Source organism: Bradyrhizobium diazoefficiens (genome assembly GCF_016616885.1).
Taxonomy (GTDB): domain Bacteria; phylum Pseudomonadota; class Alphaproteobacteria; order Rhizobiales; family Xanthobacteraceae; genus Bradyrhizobium; species Bradyrhizobium diazoefficiens_F.
In genome coordinates this window covers 2,305,237-2,328,237 of sequence record NZ_CP067102.1, presented here as the reverse complement: position 1 = coordinate 2,328,237, position 23,001 = coordinate 2,305,237, and the positions used below count along the sequence as shown (strand labels likewise).

The following is a 23,001-nucleotide window of genomic DNA, read 5'->3' as shown; positions in this document are numbered from 1 at the left end:
ATGGTCTTGTTTTGATCGGGTCTTTTCGAGAAGGCACATGGCGCTGTTTCACAGGCTGTTGTTGATTCTGATCGCCTGCCTTGTCGTGGGCCTGACCCTGGGCGGCGCGCCGGCGCGCGCCGCCCAGTTCTACACAGAGGATCTGCGCATTCCGATGGCGGAAGCCGGGCCGCAGGGGCTGGAGGCGTTTCTGGTCCGCCCGGCCGGGACCAAGCGCTATCCGCTCGCGCTGCCTATTTCGGTCCCGATCTCGCGCGCCGGCTCTATGATGGGTTTCGCGCTGGCGGCGGGGATGCCAAATTCGTCGCGGCGCCGCCTTACGGCGATGACGGTCATTATCTGTATTCCGTCGTGGCCCGCCCGCAATGGACGCCCTATCTCGACGCCTTCCTGCGCGAGCGCGGGCTCGCCCACGACATGCTGAGCCCGCCCGATCCGCTGCCGCCGCCGAACCATTTCAGTGATGCGGCGAAAGCCGAGTTCGCGCGCTATCTCGCCAGCACCATGTCGCACAAGGCTTTCGCGGTGTCGCCCAATGGCGGTTACGGCTGGCGCTCGGGGCGCAACACCGTGGACGACGCGCAACGCGATTCGCTCGCGGCCTGCATGAAATGGTCGCCGACCTGCACGCTCTACGCGGTCGACGACCAGCTCGCGGGCGCGACGCGACAGATCACCACGGATCAAAGCGCCCGCGCACGATAGCTGCGCGGGCGAACAGATCTTTCGACAGGTGAGATCAGAGCCGCTCGCTGAGCGCGAGCTTGTAGCCGACACCGGTGACGGTGGCGACGACAGGCGTGCCGCGGCCGACGAGCTTGCGACGCAGCCGCGCCACCAGCGCATCGACCGTTCGGATGTCGACCTCGGCCTGGCGGTTGCTGACGACCTCGATCAGATAGTCGCGGCTGAGCGGCCTGCCACCGCACCGACGAGCGCGGCGAGAAGATCGAACTCGGCACGCGTTGCACTGAACGACCGCAGCGCCGGTGTGTGATCGGCCTCAGGACGTCCCCACCTCGACCCGGAACGACAACTGCTCCTCTGCCCCGGGTGCGATGTGCATCAGGCCCGGCTTGTCGCTGAACTCGCCGTCGAAGTCTTTGGGGCTGGGATAGCCGCGCCAGGGTTCGATGCAAAGGAACGGCGCGCCTGATGGTTTCGACCAGACACCGAGCTCGCGAAAGCCGCGCCAGGACATTTTGAGCCAGGGCCCGGCGCCCTGCCCGGCGGCGTAGCGGACCGCATCGCTATTGATGGGATCGATAATGACGGCGTCGTTGGTGAACAGGGCTTCCGACAAAGGAAGCACAGTGCCTCGGACGGGGCTCGGATCCGTTGCCGCGAGCAGGAGCCCGCCCTCGACACGGCGGACCGGAGACGGCTCCTCGTTCGCGAACGTCAGCGCGTAACTGTCCTTCGGCACGCCAGCCTGAAGCGGCCAGTTGAAAGCGGGATGGCCTCCGAGCGACGCCGGCAATATCTCCTTGCCGGTGTTGGCGACCGTGAGCCAAAGATCGAGACCAGCTTCATCGAGCGCGTAGGCCGCCGTCAGCCGGAACGCGAACGGATAGAGCGCACGCGTCGCCTCGCTGTCCTCGAGCACGAGCGCGCAACGGCTCTCGCCACGCTCCGCCCAGACGAAACGGCTGTCGCGCGCAAAGCCATGCTGGGTCATCCGGTAAGTCTTGCCCCGATGCCGCATTTCGTCACTAGCGAGACGCCCGACGATCGGAAACAGCAGCGGCGCATGGCGCGCCCAGGCAGGACCTGCCTGCCAGACGAATTCAGTGCCGTCCTTGTGCTTGAACGAGCACATCTCGGCGCCCTGCGCCTTGATGGTCGCGGTGAGGGAGCCGCTGCGGAGCGTATGCGTCTCGTCGGCCATGGTAGTCTCCATCGCAGCAGCAAGGCTGACGGCCCAAAGGGTGGCCTCATGCGAGCGAACCATACCGCATTGGAAACGATTTCGCTCGCCTCGGGCCGAAGCGAGCGAAACGCCGCAACGCTCAGCGGCGCATTGCCGTGCTAGGCTTGAGACGACCGTCCCACGCTTTCATAAACGAAGCCGGCGGCAGCCATGTCCTCGGGGCTGAAGATATTGCGGAGGTCGACGACGACGGGCTGCGCCATGACGCTCTTCAGCCGGTCGAGATCGAGGCCGCGGAACTGCACCCACTCGGTGACGACGACCAGTGCGTCTGCACCTTGCGCGCAGGAATAGGCGTCCTCGGAGTAAGTGATGCTGGGTAGCTCGCCCTTGGCCTGCTCCATGCCGACCGGATCGAACGCCTTGACCTTCGCGCCCATGTCGAGGAGGCCAGTCACCAGCGGGATCGACGGCGCGTCGCGCATGTCGTCGGTATCGGGCTTGAAGGTGAGGCCGAGCACGGCGATGGTCTTGCCACGCAAGGAACCGCCGAGCGCCTGGCTCACTTTCCGCGCCATCGCGCGTTTGCGGTTCTCGTTGACCGCGAGCACGGATTCGACGATGCGCAGGCTCACGTCGTAGTCCTGCGCGATCTTGATCAGCGCCTTGGTGTCCTTCGGGAAGCAGGAGCCGCCGAAGCCGGGACCGGCGTGCAGGAATTTTGTGCCGATGCGGTTGTCGAGGCCAATGCCGCGCGCGACCTCCTGGACGTTGGCGCCGACCTTCTCGGAGAGATCCGCGATCTCATTGATGAAGGTGATCTTGGTCGCGAGGAACGCATTCGCGGCGTATTTGATCATCTCGGCGGTGCGGCGCGCGGTGAACATCAGCGGCGCCTGATTCAGCGACAGCGGACGATAGACATCGCCCATCACCTTGCGGCCACGCTCGTCGGACGTGCCGACGACGACGCGATCGGGGAACTTGAAGTCGCGGATCGCCGCGCCCTCGCGCAGGAACTCCGGATTGGAGGCGACGACGACGTCGGCCTTGGGATTGGCCTCGCGGATGATGCGCTCGACCTCGTCACCGGTGCCGACCGGCACGGTCGACTTCGTCACCACGACGGTGAAGCCGGACAGCGATTGCGCGATCTCTTTCGCCGCAGCGTAGACGTAGGAGAGATCGGCATGGCCGTCGCCGCGACGCGACGGCGTGCCGACCGCGATGAACACGGCGTCGGCATCCGCGACCGGCTTCGACAGGTCGGTGGTGAAGTCGAGCCGCTTGGCCTTGACATTGGTCGCGACCAGCTCGTCGAGGCCGGGCTCGTAGATCGGAATCTCGCCGCGGTGAAGGCTAGCGATCTTCTTCTCGTCCTTGTCGACGCAGGTGACGTCGTGACCGAAATCCGCAAAGCAGGCTCCGGACACCAGTCCCACATACCCCGTGCCGATCATCGCGATTCGCATGAAAAACTCTTTCCGTTGACGACGGATGTTCCACTGAACATCCTAGACCATTTCTCTATCCGGCCGCACGCCCAACATTAGGGCAAGCTGCTTCGCGAACCGAATAAACCTTAGCCGTCGCCGCCCGAGTACTTTTGTATTTGGTCTTGCCGTTCGCTTCAGCGATCACACGCCGTGGTACTTTCGATACCATTCGACGAAACGCGCAAGGCCTTCGGCGATTGGCGTCGACGGCGCGAAACCGACGTCGCGCTGAAGTGCGGAAATGTCGGCACGCGTCTCCAGGACGTCGCCGGCCTGCATCGGCAGCAGCTTGCGGATCGCGGGCTTACCGATGATCTTCTCGAGCGTCTCGACGAACTCGAGCAGCTTGACCGACCTGTTGTTGCCAATGTTGTAGACGCGATACGGCGCATAGCTCGACGAATTTTCCGGCTGCTCGGCATTCCACGCGGGATTCGGAGCTGCTGGCCGATCGAGGGTGCGGATCACGCCTTCGACGATGTCGTCGACATAGGTGAAGTCGCGCCACATGTCGCCATTATTGAAAATCTTGATCGGCTGATTCGCAAAAATCGCGCGCGTGAACAGATAGGCGGCCATGTCGGGCCGGCCCCACGGACCGTAGACGGTGAAGAAGCGAAGACCGGTCACCGGTAGCTTGTGAACGTGCGCAAAGGTGTGCGCCATCAGCTCGTTGGCCTTCTTGCTCGCGGCATAAAGGCTGACCGGATGGTTCACCGATTGCTCGGTCGAATACGGCAGCGTGCGATTGGCGCCATAGACCGAGCTCGACGAGGCGTAGACGAGATGCGCCAGACCATGGCGCCGGCCGGCCTCGAGCACGGTGACAAAGCCGTCACAATTGGCACGGATGCTGGTGATGGGATCGTCGATCGAGGCACGAACGCCCGGTTGCGCCGCAAGGTGCACAACCCGATCGGGCGCGACTTGATCGAATACGCGGATCACCGCGGCATAATCGGCAAGGTCGATCTCGTGGAAGCTAAAGCCGGGACGCTGCTTGAGCTTTTCAAGGCGCGCGCGCTTCAGCGCCGGATCGTAATACGGCGTGAATGCATCGATACCCACGACCTGTTCGCCACGCGCCAACAGCCGTTCACAAACATGCATTCCAATAAAGCCGGCAGCACCGGTCAAGATCACTGGTCGCAAAGTTATCATCTCGCTCGTTCATTCCGCGAATGCAATGCCAGACCAGGACATGAGAGGCAAGGTTTGGACGATGACGACATCATCGAGTTAGGCGCGTCCATGTAAGCGCATCGAAATGTGTAGGAAACATGATGGCATCATGCATCCACGCATGCTATCCGGCTGCGACGATGCTCGGATGCTAGCGCTGCATGTGCTAGAGATCATATCGACCGTACATTCCGCGCGGATGCCCAGTCTTGAGGCATTGTTCGCGCAAGACACGCGCAAAGAAAAAGATCGACTTTGAAACTCTCCATCAACGGCAGGTTCCTGACACAATCGCTGACAGGCGTGCAACGCTATGCTGCCGAGATCGTCAAAGCGATGGACCGCCTGCTCACGAGCGGCAAGGCGGCACAGCAACTCCTGGATGCGGAGTGGCAGATTCTGGTGCCCCCAGATGCACAGACGCTCGCCGGTCTTGGCCGCATCAAGGTCAGGCAAGTCGGAACTTTGCGCGGGCACGCGTGGGACCAGATCGATCTGGCGCGCGCGGCCGCCGGCACGCGGCTCGTCAGCCTCGCCAATTCCGGTCCGGTGCTCCATCGCGACCATCTCGTCGTGATTCACGATGCGCAAGTGTTCAGACGGCCGGACTTCTTTAGCTGGCAATATCTCGTCTTGCATCGATCGCTCGGCCATTTGCTGGCACGCACAGCAACCATCGCAACAGTTTCCACGTTTTCACGCAACGAACTTGCCGACGCGCTTTCGCTGGATCCCACATCGATCCCGATTGTTCCAAACAGTGCAGAACACTTCGCGTCGGTCGAGCCCGATTTCTCGATCATCGAGTCCCTGCGGCTCGAACCCCACCGCTTCTTCCTCTTTGTCGGCTCGATGACGAAGAACAAGAATGTCGACACCGCCGTTCGCGCGGCCGAGCGGCTCGGCCGCACGGATTTTCCGCTGGTCGTGGTCGGAGGCGACAACAGCAAGGTCTTTGGCGGCGGCGCGACCGAATCAAAAGCCGGAATCGTCATCACCGGCCGCCTCAAGGACGAGCAAGTCGCCGCACTCTTCGCCAGGGCTGCAGCTTTCGTGTTCCCGAGTCTCTACGAGGGCTTCGGCATCCCACCCCTGGAGGCGATGTACTTCGCCTGCCCCGTCATTGCGAGTTCCGCGGAAGCCGTTCGCGAGACCTGCGCTGACGCCGCCGTCTATTTCGACCCGCTCAACCCCAGCGAGCTGTCGGCACGGATGCACGAAAGAATTGATCTCGGCAGGATTTCGCCGGCGGAACAAGAGAAGCAGCGAGAGCGGCTCGCGACATATTCTTGGACCAAATCGGCCGCAGCCATGCTCGATGTGCTCGCCAAATCGGTTCCGCAGGCCGCATCCCGCGGAGCGGCGCGATGACGCGGCCCAAATATTGCTGCTTGGAGACGCTACACATGGTCTGTGCAAGACAAGGAAGGAGCGACCGTTGCCCAGCGGCCTGAAGATTCTGCATGTCGCCGAAACGGTGAGAGGCGGCATCGCAACCTACCTCAACGAGCTTCATCCGCATCAGAGCGCGAGCTTCGGACGCGGCAATGTCAGCTATGTCGTTCCGTCCGACCATCGCGACGACCTGGTCAACATCGAGGATGAGGCCGTCACCACCTTCCCGCGCGACGGCCGCAACGCTGTCGGCCTGTTTGCCATGCTGTCCGCGACCATGCGCGCGGTCCGGCGGCAGCGGCCGGACATCATTCACCTGCATTCCTCGTTCGCGGGGCTCGTGGTGCGGCCGGTGCTGTGGCTGACCTACCGGCGCTCGCGCATCGTCTATTGCCCGCACGGATGGGCCTTCGGCCGCGAGACGGGCCGTCTCAGCCGCGCCGTCACTGAGTTCACCGAACTTCTGCTGTCCAAGCTGACCCATCGCATCGTCTGCATCTCCGAGAGCGAGCAGGTCGATGCAAGACGGGTCGGAATTGCGGCGAAGCGCCTCGTCCTCGTGCACAACGGGATTTCCAGGCAGCGCCCCACGCTCGACAAGCGCGCAGCATCATGGCGGTCGGAGAAGATCAAGGTCCTGTTCATCGGACGCCTCGACCGTCAGAAGGGATATGATCTCCTGATCGAGGCGGCCCGCGCGCTCGGAGACAAGCTGGATGTGCGCCTCATCGGCGCCTCGGTCGTCAGCAAATTCCGGAGAAGCGACCTGCCCGCCAACGTTTCACTGCTGGGCTGGATGGACCGCAACCAGATCGAGGCCGAACTGGATCAGGCAGACATGGTGGCGATTCCGTCGCGCTGGGAGGCATTTGGCCTCGTCGCCATCGAGGCGATGCGGGCGGCCAAGCCGATCATCGCATTCCGCATCGGCGCTCTGCCGGAAATCGTCGAAGACGGCACCACCGGTGTGCTGTGCGACGAAGTCTCACCCGAAAAGCTGGCTGAAGGATTCAAGCGCGCAGCCAGGCTCGATCTGCCTGCGGTCGGCCGGGCCGGATATAAGCGTTTCACCCGCCTCTACGACATCGAGCAGACTCATCGCAACCTGAGCCAGGTCTATGCCGACGTGCTGCAATTGGGCGAAAGCGAGGCCGGCGAGGCCAAACTGCAGTCCGATTTCTCGAACAATCTGCGACCGTAGAGAGCTGTCGATCAGGCCATCCGGTGGGCATCGTCCTCCGCCAGATCAGCATCGATGACACGTTGATCGGAGAACGACCACGCGATCGCGAACATGACGGCCATCGCACAGACGAGAAAGCCGGCCGCGAACAGCCCGGTTTGCAACATTGTCTTCGTCTTCCCTTTTGTTTGCCCGACACCTAGCCGGATCGGGATTAGGAAGACCTTACGGACGCCAGCGTGACGCCAGCTTCCAAATCTAAGCGTTAACGGAGGCGGAATCCCGTCACGGAAATATCGATGCAGATCCTGACGTGCCACTGCCAAGCCCACCGCAAGGCCCGCGGAAATACAACGCAGGGTACGCTCTGATTGGAATGCGACGCCTGGAGTCTACGGCGACACCACGTTGCGGAGATGCCGTCGAATGCGCCGGTCGAATTCGCGCGCTGCTCACTGGATGAACCGAGGCCTCAATCGTGACGTCGATCTGACACTGGTATGTCTAATTTGCGGATTGCTTAGAAAAGAGCAGGCCTCGCATAAGATTTGACCAGTTGATTGCACGTGCACGCTGGTTCACAAGTGGCAATAAGGTCACAGCCATAAGTGCTTTACCATAATCACGAAGACGCAGCAGTGACTCAGTAGCTGGACAGTTGCTACGGTAATTCAGATTTTAGGTGTGTGCGAGGAAATGACATTGGCGACGACCGAACAAGCTCATTCGGATTTCGGGATTAGCCGGATTCTGGCCGTTGCTGCGATCAGCTTCTCCCTGACGGGCTGCGGGGGCTTCATTCCGTTAGACGCTCCCGATGCCGCTTCCACGCAAACACATGCCGCGCTGGTCACCGAGCCGACCGCGCCGCTTGCCTATGCGTTGATGCCGGTCAATCCGGCCGTGCTGCAGGCGACCAATGGATTTACGGACAGCGCTGGACTGCTGTTCTCGCGTCTCCCCGGCGGCAACTACCGCGACGTCACGATCGGCGTCGGCGACATCGTCACCGTGACCGTTTACGAAGCCCAGGCCGGCGGCCTGTTCATTCCGCGCGAAGCCGGCGTGAGGCCAGGCAACTTCGTCGATATCCCGCGCCAGCAGGTCGACCAGTCCGGCAACATCAACATCCCCTACGCCGGATCGATCAAGGTCTCCGGGCTGACGCCGCGCGCCGTCTCGAACATTATCCGCGAGCGTCTCAAGGATCGCGCCATCGATCCGCAGGCGGTCGTGAGCGTCGCAGAACAGCGCGGCAACCAGATCAGCGTGCTCGGCGAAGTCAATTCGCCGCAGCGCTTCCCGGTCGACCCGGGCGGCATCCGGCTGATGGGCGCGATCGCGCGCGCCGGTGGCCCAAAATATCCGTCCTACGAGAGCACGATCACGATCAAGCGCGAAGGACGCACCTACAACGAGTCGATGTCGTCGGTCGTGCATCACCCCAGCGAGGACGTGCTGCTGGCTCCGGGCGACGTTGTCTTCCTCACCCGCATTCCCAGGGTGTACATGGCATTCGGATCGACGCCGTCGCCGGGTTCGATCGGCGGCACCAACAACCGCCGCTTCACCTTCGAGAACGACAACATGTCGCTGGCCGAAGCGCTCGCGAAAGCCGGCGGTCTCGACGGGTCCCGGGCCGATTCCAAGTCGATCTATGTCTATCGTTTCGAGCCGAAGCCGCTGCTCGAGCAGATCGGTGTCGACGTGTCGCAGTTCCCGACCAAGACCATTCCGGCCGTCTACAAGTTTGACATGAGCAAGCCGGACGGCTGGTTCCAGGCTGACACGTTCAGGATGCGCGACCACGACGTGATCTCGGTCGCTGAATCGCCATCCACCGAGTTCATCAAGCTCATGGCCCCGCTGGACGCAGCTTCAACGAACGCGTCGAACATCTCCAGCGTCGTGGTCAACTCCAAGTAATGGCCACACTCGATACGCTCGCCTGCCCGAATCTCGCTGCTCGCGAAGGTCCGGACAGGACGTCATGGCCCGCTTCTTGAATATTGTGTGACTATTTCGGCTCCGTTCCGGCATGATCATTCACGCCGTTGTGGGCTCGAATGCGATTGCAGATCCAGCTATTGCGTGGCAAGCGAGGTGCGCCCCCGTCTACGATCAACGCATGAGGCGATCGTTGAAGATACTTATCGTGAACACCCTCTATCCTCCCGACATCATGGGCGGAGCCGAGGTCTCCGTATCACTGCTCGCAGAAGCCTTCATGCGCAATGGCCACCAGGTCGCCGTCGTCTGCCTGCAGCAAGCGGGCGATGTCTCGGTCGGGGATCGCAACGGCATCCGCACCTACCGGGTGCAGATCGATAATACGTACTGGCCGTTTGGGCAGACGCGGAAGCCGCCGAGGCTCGAGCGACTGCGATGGCACCTGCGGGATACCTGGAATAGGCGTGCAGCCAAACGCTTTGGCGCGATTCTCGACACCGAGAAGCCGGACGTCGTTCACACCAACAATCTGACCGGATTCTCCGTGTCGCTGTGGGCGGAGGCCAAGCGCCGCAGCATCCGCGTCGTCCATACGCTGCGCGACTACTCGCTCATCTGCAAACGGTCCACGCTCTTCAGCAACGGCGACACGTGCAAAGAGCGCTGCCTGGCATGCAAGACGATGACCATGCCATATCTCTACGCCTCGCGCATGGTTGATGCGGTGGTCTCCAACAGCCAGTACGTACTGGACCGGCACCTGAAAGTCGGCTTCTTCCCGGGCGCACCCCACAAGGTGGTCTACAACATCGCGGACGCCAGCGCGGGACTTGCCCCGCCGTCTCCGGACGCCGACCTGACTTTCGGCTTTATCGGCCGGATCGAACCCGAAAAGGGCATCGAAGTCGTCCTTAAAGCGGTCTCTCTGCTTCCCGATTCGGGCTGGCAACTCAAAATAGCCGGAAAGGGCCTTGAAGCTTACGTGAGAGAGCTGAAGGGACGGTATGGTAATCCGAGGATCAAATGGCTTGGCTTCGTCAAGTCCGCGGAATTTTACCCCGCCGTGGATGTTTGCCTCATTAGCTCGGTTTGGCCTGAGCCATTGCCGCGGACACTGATAGAAAGCATCAATGCCGGACGCGCGACCATTTGCTCTACCGCCGGCGGAATACCAGAAATCTCTCATTTCTCGACGACACTCGGCTCGTACGAGCCAAGTGACCACCACAAACTGGCTGAACTGATGAAGCAGGCCATCAGTGAAGCACCAAAATGGAAGCAGACTTTTCCGCCTCGGCCTGACTTTGCAGCCAGCTTCACACCGGAAGCTGTCACCGGACAATATATCGACGTCTATTTAGAAGGCACCTCGAACACCGATGGAGAAAGATGAGAGGGGCTCTCGGGGTTCGTTCACAGACGCATATTGGATGAGATCCTTCCCATGAGAATATTGATCACATCGTCACTGTACCCGACACCGGGCGCACCGAAGGTGGTCGGCGGGGCCGAGATATTCGTGCGTCGCATTGCCGAAGGCCTTTTGAAGAGTGGCGATGCCGTCGAAGTCGTTCGCGCCGCCTCGGTGCCCGAACAGGCGATGGAGACGAGCAACGGCATCGACGTGCACTCGGCGCCGGTCCAGAACATCTACCGGCCCTTCACCGGACAGCGAAGCGCGCCGGCGAGAGGATTGTGGCATGCGATGGAGGACTGGCGCGGAAGCGCCGAACTCGTCGCCAGCAGAATTAAGGCATTCAAGCCTGACGTACTGCACTCGAACAACCTCTCGGGCCTCACCACGGCGGTGTGGAAGACGGCGGCCGAGCTCAATGTGCCGGTGCTCCACACGTTGCACGATTACTACCTGACCTGCCCGCGGTGCTCGCGCTTCTCGAAGGGGAAGGCCTGCGAGCATACCTGCATGAGCTGCAGGCTGCTGACCGTCAACCGCCGAAACGCAACCAGATATCTGCGCGGCGTCGTCGGCGTGAGCCAGCGCATCCTCGACATCCATCTGGAGACGGATCTGTTCGCCGACACGCAGCTGCGCAAGGTCATTCCCCACGCATCGACGACGCCGGTCTCCCCGCCTTCGAAATATTCCGCAACTCCGGTCCTGACCCTCGGATTCATCGGCCGTCTGACCGAAGAAAAAGGCATCTACAATCTCGTCAAGGCGCTCGCCTACCTTCCCCATGATCGGGTGCGCCTTGTCATCGCAGGCGTCGCAGAGGCGGAGATCCAGCTCGAGCTCAGGGCCATGGCGCCGAAAGCGAGCATCGAATTTCTCGGCTTCGTCGAGCCCGAGACATTCTACCGTCAGATCGACGTCGTTGTGATTCCGCCGATCTGGGAGGAGCCGGGTCCGCTCGTCGTCGCTGACGCCCAGGCGGCGCGAAAGCCTTTCCTCGGGACGCAATTCGGCGGGATTCCCGAGGCCGTCCAGCGCGGTGCCGTCGGCTGGTTGACCGCGCCCGATCCGAAGTCGCTCGCGGACAGCATCATGCGCATCATGTCGAATCAGGAGGAGCTGGCGGCGATGGTCGACAGGCTCGCCGAGAAGAACGACCATCGGACATTCACCGACGTCATCGCCGAATATCGCGACGCCTTCGAGCTCTTGAGCCGGCACAAGCAATAGCCCTGGGATGAGCGGTTTGCGCAATGAGCCCGTTCTGTCCTGCGCTTCGGCCCGCAGGCTGAACCTCCCATGACCCGTCTGTTCGCGCTTGTCGGGGTCGTCTACCAGAGTGCGGCGGCGATCATCCTCATCTTTGTGCTCGGCCGTATCCTCTCGCCGCTCGCTTACGCCAATTTCTCCCTCACGCTCGCTTCCAGCCAGCTGCTCAGCGTGCTGATGTTCGAATGGCTGCAATTGGCCGGCGTGCGCTTTCTGGCCGCCGCCATGCAGGACGACGCGGCGCGATTGAGGACTTCCCTGTTCGGCGCCGCGCTCGCCAGCGCGCTCGCGCTTCTGGTGATCGGCGGCCTCGCCGTTTCGATCGCAAGCCCGATCGCCACGAGCGTAGGCCTGGTCGGGCTTGCACTGGCCGTAGCTCAGGGCGCGACCGACCTCCACTTCATGGTTGTCCGCGTCTCGCACCGGCTTGGCGCAGCCGCGTTTCTCCTCATCCTGAGAGCCACGCTGATGGTGGGCGGCGCGACGGCCGGCGCGTGGCTCCACGGCACGGCGCACGCGGCGCTGCTCGGCATGCTGGGCGCCCAGATCGCCAGCCTGATCGCCGGGCAGTTGCTGCATCCCCAAACGCTTCAGAAAGTGACGCGTCCGGCGCTGCTCGCGGATTGGAGCGGCTTCGCGCGCTACGGCATGCTCGCGGCCGGCGCCTCGGTGCTGCACCTCTCGGTCCCGGTCTCGATACGCTTCGTCGTCGTTTCGGCGCTGGGGGCGACCGCTCCCGCGGTCACCGCAGGCTTCTCGATGGCGATCGACCTGCTGCAGCGGCCGTTTGCAGTGCTGGTCGCGGCCATCCACACCGTCAACTATCCCGAAGTCGTCCATCAATACGAGCGCGGCAGTGCCGACGACTCCCGCGCGGCCGTCGCGCATCTGCTCGACTTCATCATCTGCGCCACGCTGGTGATGCTCGGAGGCCTGATCGGCTTTCTGCCGGACGCGGGACAATTGTTCGTTCCGGCACCCATTCTGGCGAGCTTTCTCCAGACCTCGGCGGCCGCAGCCGGCTTCTATTTCATGCATTGCCATCTGCAATCCACGCTCGCGATCGCACCCCATTTGACGAAGTCCGCCACGCGTCTCGTCGTCGTCGCTCTGTGCCAATTGCTGCTCGTCCTGGTCGTGGCGGTGCCGACGCAAGCGATCACGGGAGCGCCGACCTATGTCCTGGTCGGTGCGATCCTCGCAACCGCGATCGTCATCGTGCTCGCGGCGAGACCCATGGTGCGGTTCGGCGCAACGCCGCGATGGGGGCTCGTCGCGGCATCCGTCGCGGGGGCCGCCGTCATCGGCGCATTTTCGGCCGTGCCCTCGGCGTCCGCGATTGCGCTGGTTGCGAAGATCGTGGCCGCAACCGCCATCGTCGCACTGCTCGCGTGGAAGGGGCGTTTCCTCGAGGCTGCCGGCGCATCCCGATCGGATGTGTAACGACAGCGTGACGCCCGGATGCTGTTCAGAAGGAAAAATGGCCTGCCCAACAACTTGGCAATGCCTGCTGCCCGATTGCTTGTCTTGCCAGTTGTGCATGTGCGAGATAAACGCGCGGGTGCAGGGCTGGGCCGTATGGAACCTGAGTGGGCGTCATCCCGTGGCGCCCGGAGATCGACGTAATGCTGAAAAATCTGCTGTCGATGTCCGGCATGAACGTTCTCAAATCCGGCCTGCAGTTCGCGATGACCGTCATGATGACGTATTTCGCGGCGCCGGCCGAATTCGGTCTCGTCACCTTTTCATTGCCGTTCGTCGGATTCATCGCGCTGTTAACCGATCTGGGCATGTCGAGCGCCATGGTGCAGCGGCCGACGCTCGATCGGAACGACGCGGGCGCCGCGATCACGCTGATCTGCGCCATCGGCTTGCTCTGCGCCGTGATCCTGGCGGTCATCTCCGCGCCTCTCGCCGCCGGTCTCGAGATGGAGGGATTGGGAAGCGTGCTCGCCACGCTGTCGATCTCGGTGGTGCTCTCCATTGCCGCCCTCGGCCCGCGTGCCGTCCTCGAACGGCATCTGCGCTACCAGGTCGTGGCGGGCGTCGAGATCGTCGCCGTCATCGTTTCGGTGCTCACATGCGTTCTGGGCGCCTTCCTGGGCTGGGGCGTCTGGGCACTGGTCGCCTACTATGTCGTCGTCCAGATCGTTCGCGCCGCCGCCTTCGCCGTCATCGCGCGAAAGGATGTGCAGCTCAATTTTCAATGGGGCCGCGTGCGCTCGATCCTGACCTTCGGCGGTTGGGTGTTGGCGAGCAATCTGCTCAACTTTGCCGGTCGCGCGGTTGGCAACGTCCTGATCGGCGGTGCCGTGGGCGCGGCTGCCGTCGGTCTGTACGGCCTGGCTTACCAGATCATGATCCTTCCGCTGATGGTGATCACCTGGCCGGGCAGCGGCGTGCTCATGGCGACACTCAGCCGTCAGGCCGCAAAGGGATCGCTGCAAGAGCGCAACGAGATCATTTGCGGTGTGCTGTCGCTGACGGCCGCCGTGGTCTTTCCCGGCATGCTCTATCTCACGTTCGGCGCCGACTATCTTTTCACCGCGTTCTTTCCGGCCAAATGGACCGGCATCATTCCGCTGGTCGGGCTGATGTCGATTGCCGGCGCGGCGCAGTCGATCACCGCTTATAGCGGCGCCATGCTGCTGTCGCGGGGCAAGGCTCAGCTGCAATTCTGGGTTTCCACCGCGAACAGCATCTCGACCATCGTGGCGTTCGTCATCGGCCTGAAATTTGGGCTCATCGGGATCATCAAGATCTATCTCGCGGTGACACTCATCGTGTCCGTCGCTACGATGCTGATCACCTCCTGGGAAACCAAGCTGCCCGTGGTCGATCTAGTCAAGGCGCTTGCGCCCGCAACGGTCGCCACGACGCTCGGCCTCGTTGCCGCAAATCGCGTCATGGAGATGGCCGCCACGCCGAAATCAGCCTGGCTGCTTGGCACGACCGCATACGTCCTGACGATCGCGATCAGTTACCTGCTGTTTCATCGGCAGCTGGCACGAAGCCTGCTCGGCTTGCGCGATCTCGAACTGAACAAGGAGCGCGTCGCGGCTATCTAGCCATGACGCCGCGAGGGATTGATGAGATGACATCGAAAGGACCCATGAATATTCTGATCATGACGGCGACCATCACGCCGAAAGCCGACGTGCGAAGCCTCGGCCGGAAAGATCCCGCCCTCCGCCGCAAGGACTACGAGGACGCGCTCTGGTTCTACGGCCGGCTGGTGGGCCAGTGCATCGACCAGATCGTCTTTGTCGAGAACTCGGAATCCGATCTGTCCAGTCTCAAGGCCATCGCCGAGCAGTTGAACATCGTCGACAAGATCGAGTTCATTTCCTTTGCGGGGCTCGACTATCCCCAGATGTACGGCCGCGGCTACGGTGAGTTGTTCCTGCTCGACCACGCAATGGCGAATTCGCGCTTCATCAGGGAATGCGATACCGACACCCCGATCTGGAAGGTCACCGGCCGTTACGTTGTCCTGAATCTCGCCAGGCTGATCCAGAAGACCCCGAAAGGGTTCGACTTCTACGTCAACATGCGCAACTACCCCAAAAGGGTCGTCGACATGTACATGATGGCATGGACCAAAGCCGGCTATCGCCAATATCTCCAAGGCAAATGCAAGCTCTATGAGGAGACCTCCGCCGCCGCGTTCCCCGAAAAGGCGCTGCGTGACGATTTCGAAGCCGCGCCGAGAACGTCGAAATTCGTTCCACGGTTCCGGACGGTGCCGCTCGTCAGCGGAATCCGCGGCCTCGACAACAAGGGATATGCAACCGACAACATCTGGAAGTTCTACATCCGGGTCGCCCTGGACACCGTGTGTCCGTGGCTCTGGATCTAGGCCGAATGTTGCCGCAGGCGCGGCACGTGCCGCGCCTACATTCCGCGCTTGGCCAGCTCCTCCGCCTCGTGCGGCGCTAGGTTCTTTCCCGCAAACCGTGACAGCATATAGAGCGGGATCTTCGGCGTGTTGAGGTCGTACATCAGGCCGAAGCGGTTTTCCGGCGGGGCCTTCTTCGGCTCATCGAACAACTCGTAGATCAGCACGCTCTCGACATCGGCGTCGACCTGTTTGGCGATGAAGCTCAACGTGGCGTGCAGGCTCTTGTAGCATGCCTCGGTGAGGGGTTTGCCGGCTTCGTTCTCGTAGGCCGGCTTGTAGATCTCCGCGCAATTGACCTCATTGAAGACGACCGGCTTGCCGTACGTCGCGAGCTTCTTGAACAGATTGTAGGGCTGCCTGCTGCCGCCCCAGGCGCGGTTTGGATTCTGATTGAGGGATTCATAATAGTGGTAGGAGATGACGTCGAATCCGACACCCTTCGACGCCATGAAATCGAGGAAGCCGAACATCGTCGACGTGGTGTTGAGCACGCGTCGCAAATGCGTTCCGTGTTCGCGATTGATCTTGTCGATCGCATCGGACATGCCCTTGAGGACCGCGACCCAGTCGTTCATGACCGGGATGTCGAATTCCTCGGCGGTCCAGCCGTGGCCGTAGAGCTTCTTGCCGCTGGAATCCAGCGCCAGAAGGTTGATCTCGTTGCCCATCTCCCAGTCGTTGATCTGATCCTTAAAATTGATCACGAAGGTGTAAGTTCTCGAATAGGCCTGCTGATACAGCGCATTCCAGTCGCCGGCCGGATACTTGCCGCCATCGGTGCGATCGCCCCAGGCAAACGGGGTCGCCAATATCGGCTTGAGCGTGATGCCATAGGTCTTGGCCAGCGCCAGCATGTCCCGGTACATCTGGACCTCGTACGGATCGGTGTCCCGCGCGAGATTTGCAGCGACCCTGTACTGCGTCAGTCCGCGGGCTCGCATGACCTCGAAGATCGCCTTCAAGTCGGCGCGCCGTCCGTCGGGGCCGTCGACCCCCCATGTGAGCGGACCCGCACTGGCATTCTCGACGGATGCCACCAGCCCGAGTGCCAGCAGCAGTGCAGCCAGAAACACTCTCTTCAATGCCAGGAACATTGCGCCTCCGTGCGCCCGAGAAATTGCCTGCATCCGTTTCCGATCCACCATCATCTACATCTGCGCGACCGACCTTCACAATATGATCACAATAGGCCCTCACCGGCAAAGCGCAGCCGCTGTCGGAGCGAACAACACGTTTGCACGCTTTTGTGGCGAAAATTGCTGGAGGAATTGCCGTTCCAATTCGACTGAGTATCTATAATGTCGCTCGAATGGAACGACTTAACGCCAAGCGAGAGTAAATTGTCGAACGCTCCCCTCGAATCGAAGCCACCGACCGTCCTCAATCGCTCGACCGAAGCGGGGCGCTCGGTCGCATGTGTCATCGTGACGTATGGACGACGCGAGCAGCTGGTACGGCGGACCGTTGCTGCCGTTCAGGCCAGCCCCGCGGTCAAACGTGTGATCGTGGTCGACAATGGATGCAACCGTCCGGTGAGGGTTGATGATTTCGCAACCACACCTCCCGTCGATGTCATCAGGCTCGCTTCAAATCTGGGATCGGCCGGCGGCTTTCACGCCGGCATCGCCGCTGCCCAGCGGCTCGAAGACGACGATTTGGGGTTCGTCCTCATTCTGGACGACGATAATGTCGGCGAGGACGGCTTCCTGGACCGCTTGCTCGCGCTGCATACGGCGCTCGGCGCGACGGACGATATCGGACTGTGCGCATTGCGCAGGCATCGCGGCATCTATCCGGCTTTGCTCGCCGATCAGAACGCGGTGGCCATCCGCGCCAACTCGTTCCTGAACTTTCATCTCGCCTCGCTTCCGTCGAAACTGTGGCGACGGTTCGCACGATCCGCGCAGCGAGACCCGGAGAATTACGGAGAGTTTCATCTGCGCCGGATCGAGACCGCGCCCTATGGCGGGCTGCTGCTGCCGATTGGCGCCGTCCGGAAGGTTTCGCCTCCGAACAAGGAGTTCGTCCTCTATAGTGACGACCACGACTACTCGCTGCGCCTGATGGACGCCGGCGTCGCCATCTATCTGACGGATGTCGGTTGCATCAACGATGCGGAAGAATCCTGGGACCAGAAGCCCAGCGCCAGCGCGCGCAGCGCGCTCGTCAGCCCCGACGCACCGGCGTGGCGGCTCTATTATGCCTGCCGGAACCGGATCCTGATTGAGAAACGGTATACGACCTCGCCGATTGTCTATCGTATCAACCGTACGAGCTATGTCGGCCTGCTAGCGATCGAGGCAATCCTGGCTTACCGCAGCCTTAGTGGTGCCAGAAAGGCGCTTCGTCCGCTGCTCGAAGCCATCGCCGACGGCGACGCACAGCGACTCGGTTGGCGAACCGAGTATCAATTGCCCGGCGCGTCACCGTCGAGCACCGCGTCCGCGCATTAGCGCACGACGAATCGTTTTCACTTGCGCGAATGACTCACGTCGCTGTCATGGAACATTCCGTAGAATAACGGGCCAAAGTGAATCGTAATTAGGCAATCGCGGCGAGTTCCTGTGAGGAACAAGCAGCGTCGCGCAATGTGCTGAAAATACTTGCAGTTCGTTCCGTGAAAAGCCGCGGATACCTACATCTTTAGCCTTCTTTCTAACGTCACTGACAAACTCTGCCGCTACGCATGGAGCAACACCAGCGGGCATCACCAGAGTAAGTCATGGCAACGATCACCAGCAGCGACCAAACTGTTCTCTCCGCAAGCGCGTTCACAAGTTCAATCGGCGTCAACACGCACGTTTCATATGCGTGGGGCAGCTACAACAATCTCGCACTCGTCGAAGCCGATCTCAAATATCTCGGCGTCACCACGCTTCGTGACGGTTTGACGAACATCCCGGGAGCACAGCCCGTGCTCGACGGTCTGGCGAACGACGGATACAAATTCGATCTCGGCGCTTCATCGTCGATCCCGGCGACGGGTGCCGCGGGCTTGCAGCAATACATCGCCGCGCTCGACGCGTTCGAGGCGGCTCATCCGGGCAGCATCATCGCGCTCGAAGGTCTGAACGAGGTCAATCACCAGGCGTTCAGCTATAACGGCAGCTCGACGATCGAGGCGGCCGCGCAATTTCAGCAGGCGCTCTACAGCGCGATCAAGGCCGATGCGTCGCTCGCGAAGTTTCCTGTCTACAATCTGACTCTCGCTTATGACGATCCCGCGGACTTCGCGAAACTCGGTAATCTCGGCGCGTCCTCGGACTACGCCAACTCGCATGCCTATGTCAGCACCGGCACCACGCCGGCGGCTGCGCTGGCGTCAGCGCTGAATCTGGCGAGCTCGGCATCTTCCGGCGATCCCAAGGTGATCACCGAAACCGGCTACACCACGCTGAGCACCACGCCATATCTCGGCGTGAACGAATCGGTGCAGGCAAAATCGATCCTCAACACCTTGATGGACGCCTTCAAAGACGGCGTCGGCACCACTTATCTCTACGAACTGCTCGATCGCAATTCGTCGAGCAGCGATACCGATCCGCAGAGCCATTTCGGACTGTTCTACGACGACGGCACGCCCAAGCTGGCTGCCACCGCGGTCCATAATCTGACGACGATCCTCAACGACGACGGAACCGGCAGCGGCCAGCCGACCAGCCCGCTGAGCTATACGCTCAGCAACATGCCGGACTCCGGCAACAGCCTGGTGCTCGGCAAGAGCAACGGCGCCTACGATCTGGTCGTCTGGGCCGAGCCGAAGGTCTGGGATCCGAGGACGAACACCGAGATCAGCAATCCGAGCCAAACCGTCACGGTTCAGCTCGACGGCGTGCACCAGTCCATCAAGGTCTACGATCCCACCGGCGGTACCGACCCGATCGAGACATTCACCAATGTCAGCTCGTTCACGATTCCCGTGAGCGATCACCCCATCATCATCGAGATCGACGGCGTGTCGCGTGCGGCCTCGAACCCGGCCCAGGCCACCGACGTCACCGGCACGGCCGCCCAGATTGTCGCGGAACTCGCCGACCTCTCGGCATCCACCGCTCTGCAGTCGATCACGCTGACCGACACCCACGTGCTCGCTGTCGCGTCGGCGTCGACGATGAACTACATCATCTCGCACTACGGGAACGCGCTCGCCGCGATCCAGGGCGGCTACTCGTTCTCCGTCACGACCTCCACGTCGAGCTGGAGCGAGACGAAGTTCTTCAACGCGTCCGGCACGCAGACGGGAACGCAGACGTCGAATTTCAGCAACGGCGTCATCACCAGCAAGTCGCTCGTCAACGTCGACTCGAGCAGCGACACGATCCTGTACGCGGCCGGCGTCAAGACGCAGGAAGTGATCGTCAGCGCCAACGGCGCCAAGCAGACCACCAACTACAATTCGGACGGCAGCATCTCGAGCGAGACGGATGCTGCCTCCGACAAGACCGTCACGACCACGGTCTACACAAACGGCCTGAAGTCCAAGGTCTATGTGACCAATGCCGACGGAACGCACACCAACACGTTCTACGGCATCACCGGGCAGGCCTACACGACCCAGATCCAGACAACCAAGGCCGATGGAACGATGACTTCCATCACCCAATTGCACGCCGACGGCACGACGCAGTACACCAAGGTGCTCAACGCCGACGGCAGCACCACCACGGACCTCTACAACAGCGCCGGCCAGAAGACGTCGGAGGTGCGCAACTATGCCGACGGTTCGCGCCTGACCACGAACTACGACACCACCGGCGCGGTGACGCAGACCGTCGCGAAGGCTGCCAGCGGTGCAAGCACGACGACGAACTACAGCGCCGGCGTGCTGGCATCTGTCTACATCACCAGCGCCGACGGCACCAAGGAAGCCAAGCTGTATACGGCGGGGCAGATCGCCAGCGATTCCGTGCAGAACACCGACGGATCGTCGACGATGACGGTCTATGCCAACGGCGTCAAATCCAAGGTGTATGCCACCCACGCCGACGGCACCCACACCAACACCTTCTACAACATCACCGGTCAGGCCTACACGACGCAGATCCAGACGACCAAGGCCGACGGAACGGTGGTCACCATCACGCAACTGCATGCCGACGGCACGACGCAGTATACCAAGGTCACCAATGCGGACGGCGGCACCACCACCGGCCTCTACAACACCGCCGGCCAGAGAATCACCGCTGTCCAGAACTACGCGGACGGTTCGAGCCTGACCACGACCTACAACACATCAGGGGTCGCGACGCAGACGGTTTCCAAGGCAGTCAACGGCACCACCACGACCACCAACCTCAGCGCCGGCGTTCAGACCTCGGTCTACATCACCAGCGCCGACGGCACCAAGGAAACCAAGCTGTTTGCGGCCGGCGTGATCGCCAGCGATCTCGTCCAGAAGACCGATGGATCGTCGACGATGACGGTCTATGTGAGCGGCGTGAAATCGAAGGTGTATGTCACCAACGCCGACGGCACCCACACCAACACCTTCTACAATATCACCGGCCAGGCCTATACGACACAGATCCAGACCACCAAGGCCGACGGAACGGTGACCGCCTTCACCAATCTGCATGCCGACGGCACGACGCAGTACACCAAGATCACCAATGCGGACGGAGGCACCACCACTGGCCTCTACAACACAGCGGGCCAGAAGATCACGGAGGTGCACAACTACGCCGACGGATCGAGCCTCACGACGACCTACAATACTTCAGGCGTCGTGACACGGACCGTGGCCAAGGCAACCAACGGCACCACCACGACCACCAACCTCAGCGCCGGCGTCCAGACCTCGATCTACATCACCACCGCCGACGGCACCAAGGAAACCAAGCTGTTCACAGCCGGCGTGATCGCCAGCGATCTCGTCCAGAAGACCGACGGGTCGTCGAGCATGACGGTGTTCGCCAGCGGCGTGAAATCGAAGGTGTATGTCACCAACGCCGACGGCACCCACACCAATACCTTCTACAACATCACCGGCCAGGCCTACACGACCGAGATCCAGAAGACCAAGGCCGACGGCACCATCACGGCGATCACCGACCTCCACGCCGACGGCACCCTGCAGTACTCCAAGGTCGTCAACGCCGACGGCAGCATCACCACCGACCAGTATGACAGCACCGGCCACAAGACGACCGAGGTCGTCAACTACGCCGATGGCTCGACGCTGACGTCCACCTACGATACGGCAGGCGCGGTCACGCAGACGGTGACGAAGGACAGCGGCAATTCCACGACGACCAACTTCAGCAGCGGCGTCAAGACGTCGGTCTACATCACCAACGCCGACGGCTCGAAGGAGTCCGATCTCTACACGTCCGGTCACCTGACCAGCACGCTGATCCAGAAGACCGACGGCTCGTCGGCAACGACGGTCTACAGCAACGACATCAAGACCGCGACCTACGAGACGCATGCCGACGGCACGCACACCAACACGTTCTTCAACGTCACCGGCAAGGCCTATACGACCGAGATCCAGCAGAGCAAGGCGGACGGCACCATCACGTCGATCACCGATCTGCACGCCGACGGCAGCCTGCAATACACCAAGGTCGTCAACTCGGACGGCAGCGTCACGACGGACCTGTACGACAGCACGGGCCACAAGACGACCGAGGTGCAGAACTACACCGACGGCTCGACCCTGTCGTCCACCTACGATACGACCGGCAGCGTGACCCAGACGGTGGCGAAGGCCAACGGCGACACCACGACGACCAACTTCAGCGGTGGGGTCAAGACTTCGGTCTACATCGCGAATGCCGACGGCTCGAAGGATACCCAGACCTATTCGAGCGGCAAGATCGCCAGCGACTACGTCCAGAATACGGACGGCTCGAACGCGACGACGGTTTACACGGATGGCGTCAAGGCGAAGATGTACGTCAACAACGCCGACGGGACGCACGACAATTTCTACTTCAACGCGACCAACACGGAGCACGACTCCTACAACACGGCCGGCAACCTGGCTTATGTCGACATCCAGAACTCGGACGGAACGCATAACACGTCGGCCAAGGTCGCGGGCATCACGCTTGCCGGCGGCACCGGAAACGACATCTTCGCGGCGGCCGGCGTCGGATCGACCACGATCTCCTTCAGCGGCGGCAACGACACGGTCAACGGCTTCCACGCCGGATCGGCGACGGGCCACGACACGGTCGCGATCGCCAAGCTGATGGCCGCCGACTACAGCCATCTCCAGCTCAGCCAGTCCGGTGCCGATACCCTGATCCACGTCACGGCGAACGACACCATCCTGCTGAAGAACGTCGTTGCCGCGAACGTGACCAGCGGCGACTTCCTGTTCGTCTGATCGAGCCG

At 61.8% G+C, this 23,001-nt stretch carries 15 protein-coding genes and 2 pseudogenes; 11 read left to right on the top strand and 6 right to left on the bottom strand.

Translation table 11 applies throughout. From position 1 onward, the window contains the following. Positions 1-37 precede the first annotated feature (37 nt). Positions 38-705, top strand: a pseudogene (locus JJC00_RS10500) (hypothetical protein). 34 nt (positions 706-739) lie between these two features. On the opposite strand, the pseudogene JJC00_RS10495 reads toward JJC00_RS10500, so the two are convergent. From JJC00_RS10495 to JJC00_RS10480, 4 genes and pseudogenes are all read right to left on the bottom strand, one after another. Beyond that, positions 740-966 (bottom strand): annotated as a pseudogene (locus tag JJC00_RS10495) (winged helix-turn-helix domain-containing protein); the annotation flags it as partial. A 37-nt stretch (positions 967-1,003) separates the two neighbouring features. Then, the gene (locus tag JJC00_RS10490; protein ID WP_200472495.1) at positions 1,004-1,888 is read right to left on the bottom strand and encodes an aldose 1-epimerase family protein; all 885 of its coding nucleotides are present in this window, start codon (positions 1,886-1,888) and stop codon (positions 1,004-1,006) included. 140 nt (positions 1,889-2,028) lie between these two features. Beyond that, positions 2,029-3,342: a UDP-glucose dehydrogenase family protein gene (locus JJC00_RS10485; RefSeq protein ID WP_200472494.1), complete on the bottom strand. Its 1,314-nt coding sequence runs from the start codon at positions 3,340-3,342 to the stop codon at positions 2,029-2,031. 165 nt (positions 3,343-3,507) lie between these two features. Continuing rightward, entirely contained in the window at positions 3,508-4,527 is a 1,020-nt protein-coding gene (locus tag JJC00_RS10480) for an NAD-dependent epimerase (RefSeq protein WP_200472493.1), read from the bottom strand. 276 nt (positions 4,528-4,803) lie between these two features. Here JJC00_RS10480 and JJC00_RS10475 point away from each other — a divergent pair, with 276 nt between their 5' ends. Both JJC00_RS10475 and JJC00_RS10470 read left to right on the top strand, forming a co-directional pair. Continuing rightward, entirely contained in the window at positions 4,804-5,919 is a 1,116-nt protein-coding gene (locus JJC00_RS10475; protein ID WP_246774168.1) for a glycosyltransferase family 4 protein, read from the top strand. Between the two features lie 67 nt (positions 5,920-5,986). Next, positions 5,987-7,144: a glycosyltransferase family 4 protein gene (locus JJC00_RS10470; protein ID WP_200472492.1), complete on the top strand. Its 1,158-nt coding sequence runs from the start codon at positions 5,987-5,989 to the stop codon at positions 7,142-7,144. Between the two features lie 11 nt (positions 7,145-7,155). Here JJC00_RS10470 and JJC00_RS10465 read toward each other — a convergent pair whose 3' ends face one another. Further along, positions 7,156-7,293 (bottom strand): hypothetical protein, encoded by a 138-nt coding sequence (locus JJC00_RS10465; RefSeq protein WP_200472491.1) that lies wholly within the window; start codon positions 7,291-7,293, stop codon positions 7,156-7,158. A 529-nt stretch (positions 7,294-7,822) separates the two neighbouring features. Here JJC00_RS10465 and JJC00_RS10460 point away from each other — a divergent pair. The 6 genes from JJC00_RS10460 (at position 7,823) to JJC00_RS10435 (ending at position 15,618) form a co-directional block, all read left to right on the top strand. Continuing rightward, positions 7,823-9,052 carry a polysaccharide biosynthesis/export family protein gene (locus JJC00_RS10460; protein WP_200472490.1) on the top strand — a complete coding sequence of 410 codons (1,230 nt, stop codon included), beginning with the start codon at positions 7,823-7,825 and terminating at the stop codon, positions 9,050-9,052. Positions 9,053-9,281: 229 nt separating this feature from the next. Further along, positions 9,282-10,469: a glycosyltransferase family 4 protein gene (locus JJC00_RS10455; protein ID WP_246774167.1), complete on the top strand. Its 1,188-nt coding sequence runs from the start codon at positions 9,282-9,284 to the stop codon at positions 10,467-10,469. Positions 10,470-10,520: 51 nt separating this feature from the next. Beyond that, on the top strand, positions 10,521-11,720 hold the full coding sequence (locus tag JJC00_RS10450; protein ID WP_200472488.1) for a glycosyltransferase family 4 protein: 1,200 nt from the start codon (positions 10,521-10,523) through the stop codon (positions 11,718-11,720). 69 nt (positions 11,721-11,789) lie between these two features. After that, positions 11,790-13,202 (top strand): hypothetical protein, encoded by a 1,413-nt coding sequence (locus JJC00_RS10445; protein ID WP_200472487.1) that lies wholly within the window; start codon positions 11,790-11,792, stop codon positions 13,200-13,202. A gap of 182 nt (positions 13,203-13,384) precedes the next feature. Then, positions 13,385-14,827, top strand: coding sequence for an oligosaccharide flippase family protein (locus JJC00_RS10440; protein WP_200472486.1), 1,443 nt, complete (start codon positions 13,385-13,387; stop codon positions 14,825-14,827). A 44-nt stretch (positions 14,828-14,871) separates the two neighbouring features. Further along, positions 14,872-15,618, top strand: coding sequence for a hypothetical protein (locus JJC00_RS10435; protein WP_200472485.1), 747 nt, complete (start codon positions 14,872-14,874; stop codon positions 15,616-15,618). Positions 15,619-15,653: 35 nt separating this feature from the next. On the opposite strand, the gene JJC00_RS10430 is transcribed toward JJC00_RS10435, so the two are convergent. Continuing rightward, positions 15,654-16,754 (bottom strand): glycosyl hydrolase 53 family protein, encoded by a 1,101-nt coding sequence (locus JJC00_RS10430; protein WP_200472484.1) that lies wholly within the window; start codon positions 16,752-16,754, stop codon positions 15,654-15,656. A 204-nt stretch (positions 16,755-16,958) separates the two neighbouring features. On the opposite strand from JJC00_RS10430, the gene JJC00_RS10425 reads away from it, so the two are divergent. Together JJC00_RS10425 and JJC00_RS10420 are read left to right on the top strand one after the other, a co-directional pair. Continuing rightward, complete coding sequence (locus tag JJC00_RS10425) at positions 16,959-18,113, top strand: glycosyltransferase (RefSeq protein WP_200472483.1); 1,155 nt, start codon at positions 16,959-16,961, stop codon at positions 18,111-18,113. Between the two features lie 269 nt (positions 18,114-18,382). Then, complete coding sequence (locus tag JJC00_RS10420; protein ID WP_200472482.1) at positions 18,383-22,993, top strand: beta strand repeat-containing protein; 4,611 nt, start codon at positions 18,383-18,385, stop codon at positions 22,991-22,993. Positions 22,994-23,001 lie beyond the last annotated feature (8 nt).

What these genes read in the sequence shown, in the direction of transcription:
- JJC00_RS10430 (WP_200472484.1), bottom strand. Translation starts at nt 16,754, where the DNA reads ATGTTCCTGGCATTGAAGAGAGTGTTTCTGGCTGCACTGCTGCTGGCA.
- JJC00_RS10465 (WP_200472491.1), bottom strand. Translation starts at nt 7,293, where the DNA reads ATGTTGCAAACCGGGCTGTTCGCGGCCGGCTTTCTCGTCTGTGCGATG.
- JJC00_RS10485 (WP_200472494.1), bottom strand. Translation starts at nt 3,342, where the DNA reads ATGCGAATCGCGATGATCGGCACGGGGTATGTGGGACTGGTGTCCGGA.
- JJC00_RS10420 (WP_200472482.1), top strand. Translation starts at nt 18,383, where the DNA reads ATGGCAACGATCACCAGCAGCGACCAAACTGTTCTCTCCGCAAGCGCG.
- JJC00_RS10480 (WP_200472493.1), bottom strand. Translation starts at nt 4,527, where the DNA reads ATGATAACTTTGCGACCAGTGATCTTGACCGGTGCTGCCGGCTTTATT.
- JJC00_RS10490 (WP_200472495.1), bottom strand. Translation starts at nt 1,888, where the DNA reads ATGGCCGACGAGACGCATACGCTCCGCAGCGGCTCCCTCACCGCGACC.
- JJC00_RS10460 (WP_200472490.1), top strand. Translation starts at nt 7,823, where the DNA reads ATGACATTGGCGACGACCGAACAAGCTCATTCGGATTTCGGGATTAGC.
- JJC00_RS10445 (WP_200472487.1), top strand. Translation starts at nt 11,790, where the DNA reads ATGACCCGTCTGTTCGCGCTTGTCGGGGTCGTCTACCAGAGTGCGGCG.
- JJC00_RS10425 (WP_200472483.1), top strand. Translation starts at nt 16,959, where the DNA reads ATGTCGCTCGAATGGAACGACTTAACGCCAAGCGAGAGTAAATTGTCG.
- JJC00_RS10450 (WP_200472488.1), top strand. Translation starts at nt 10,521, where the DNA reads ATGAGAATATTGATCACATCGTCACTGTACCCGACACCGGGCGCACCG.
- JJC00_RS10435 (WP_200472485.1), top strand. Translation starts at nt 14,872, where the DNA reads ATGAATATTCTGATCATGACGGCGACCATCACGCCGAAAGCCGACGTG.
- JJC00_RS10440 (WP_200472486.1), top strand. Translation starts at nt 13,385, where the DNA reads ATGCTGAAAAATCTGCTGTCGATGTCCGGCATGAACGTTCTCAAATCC.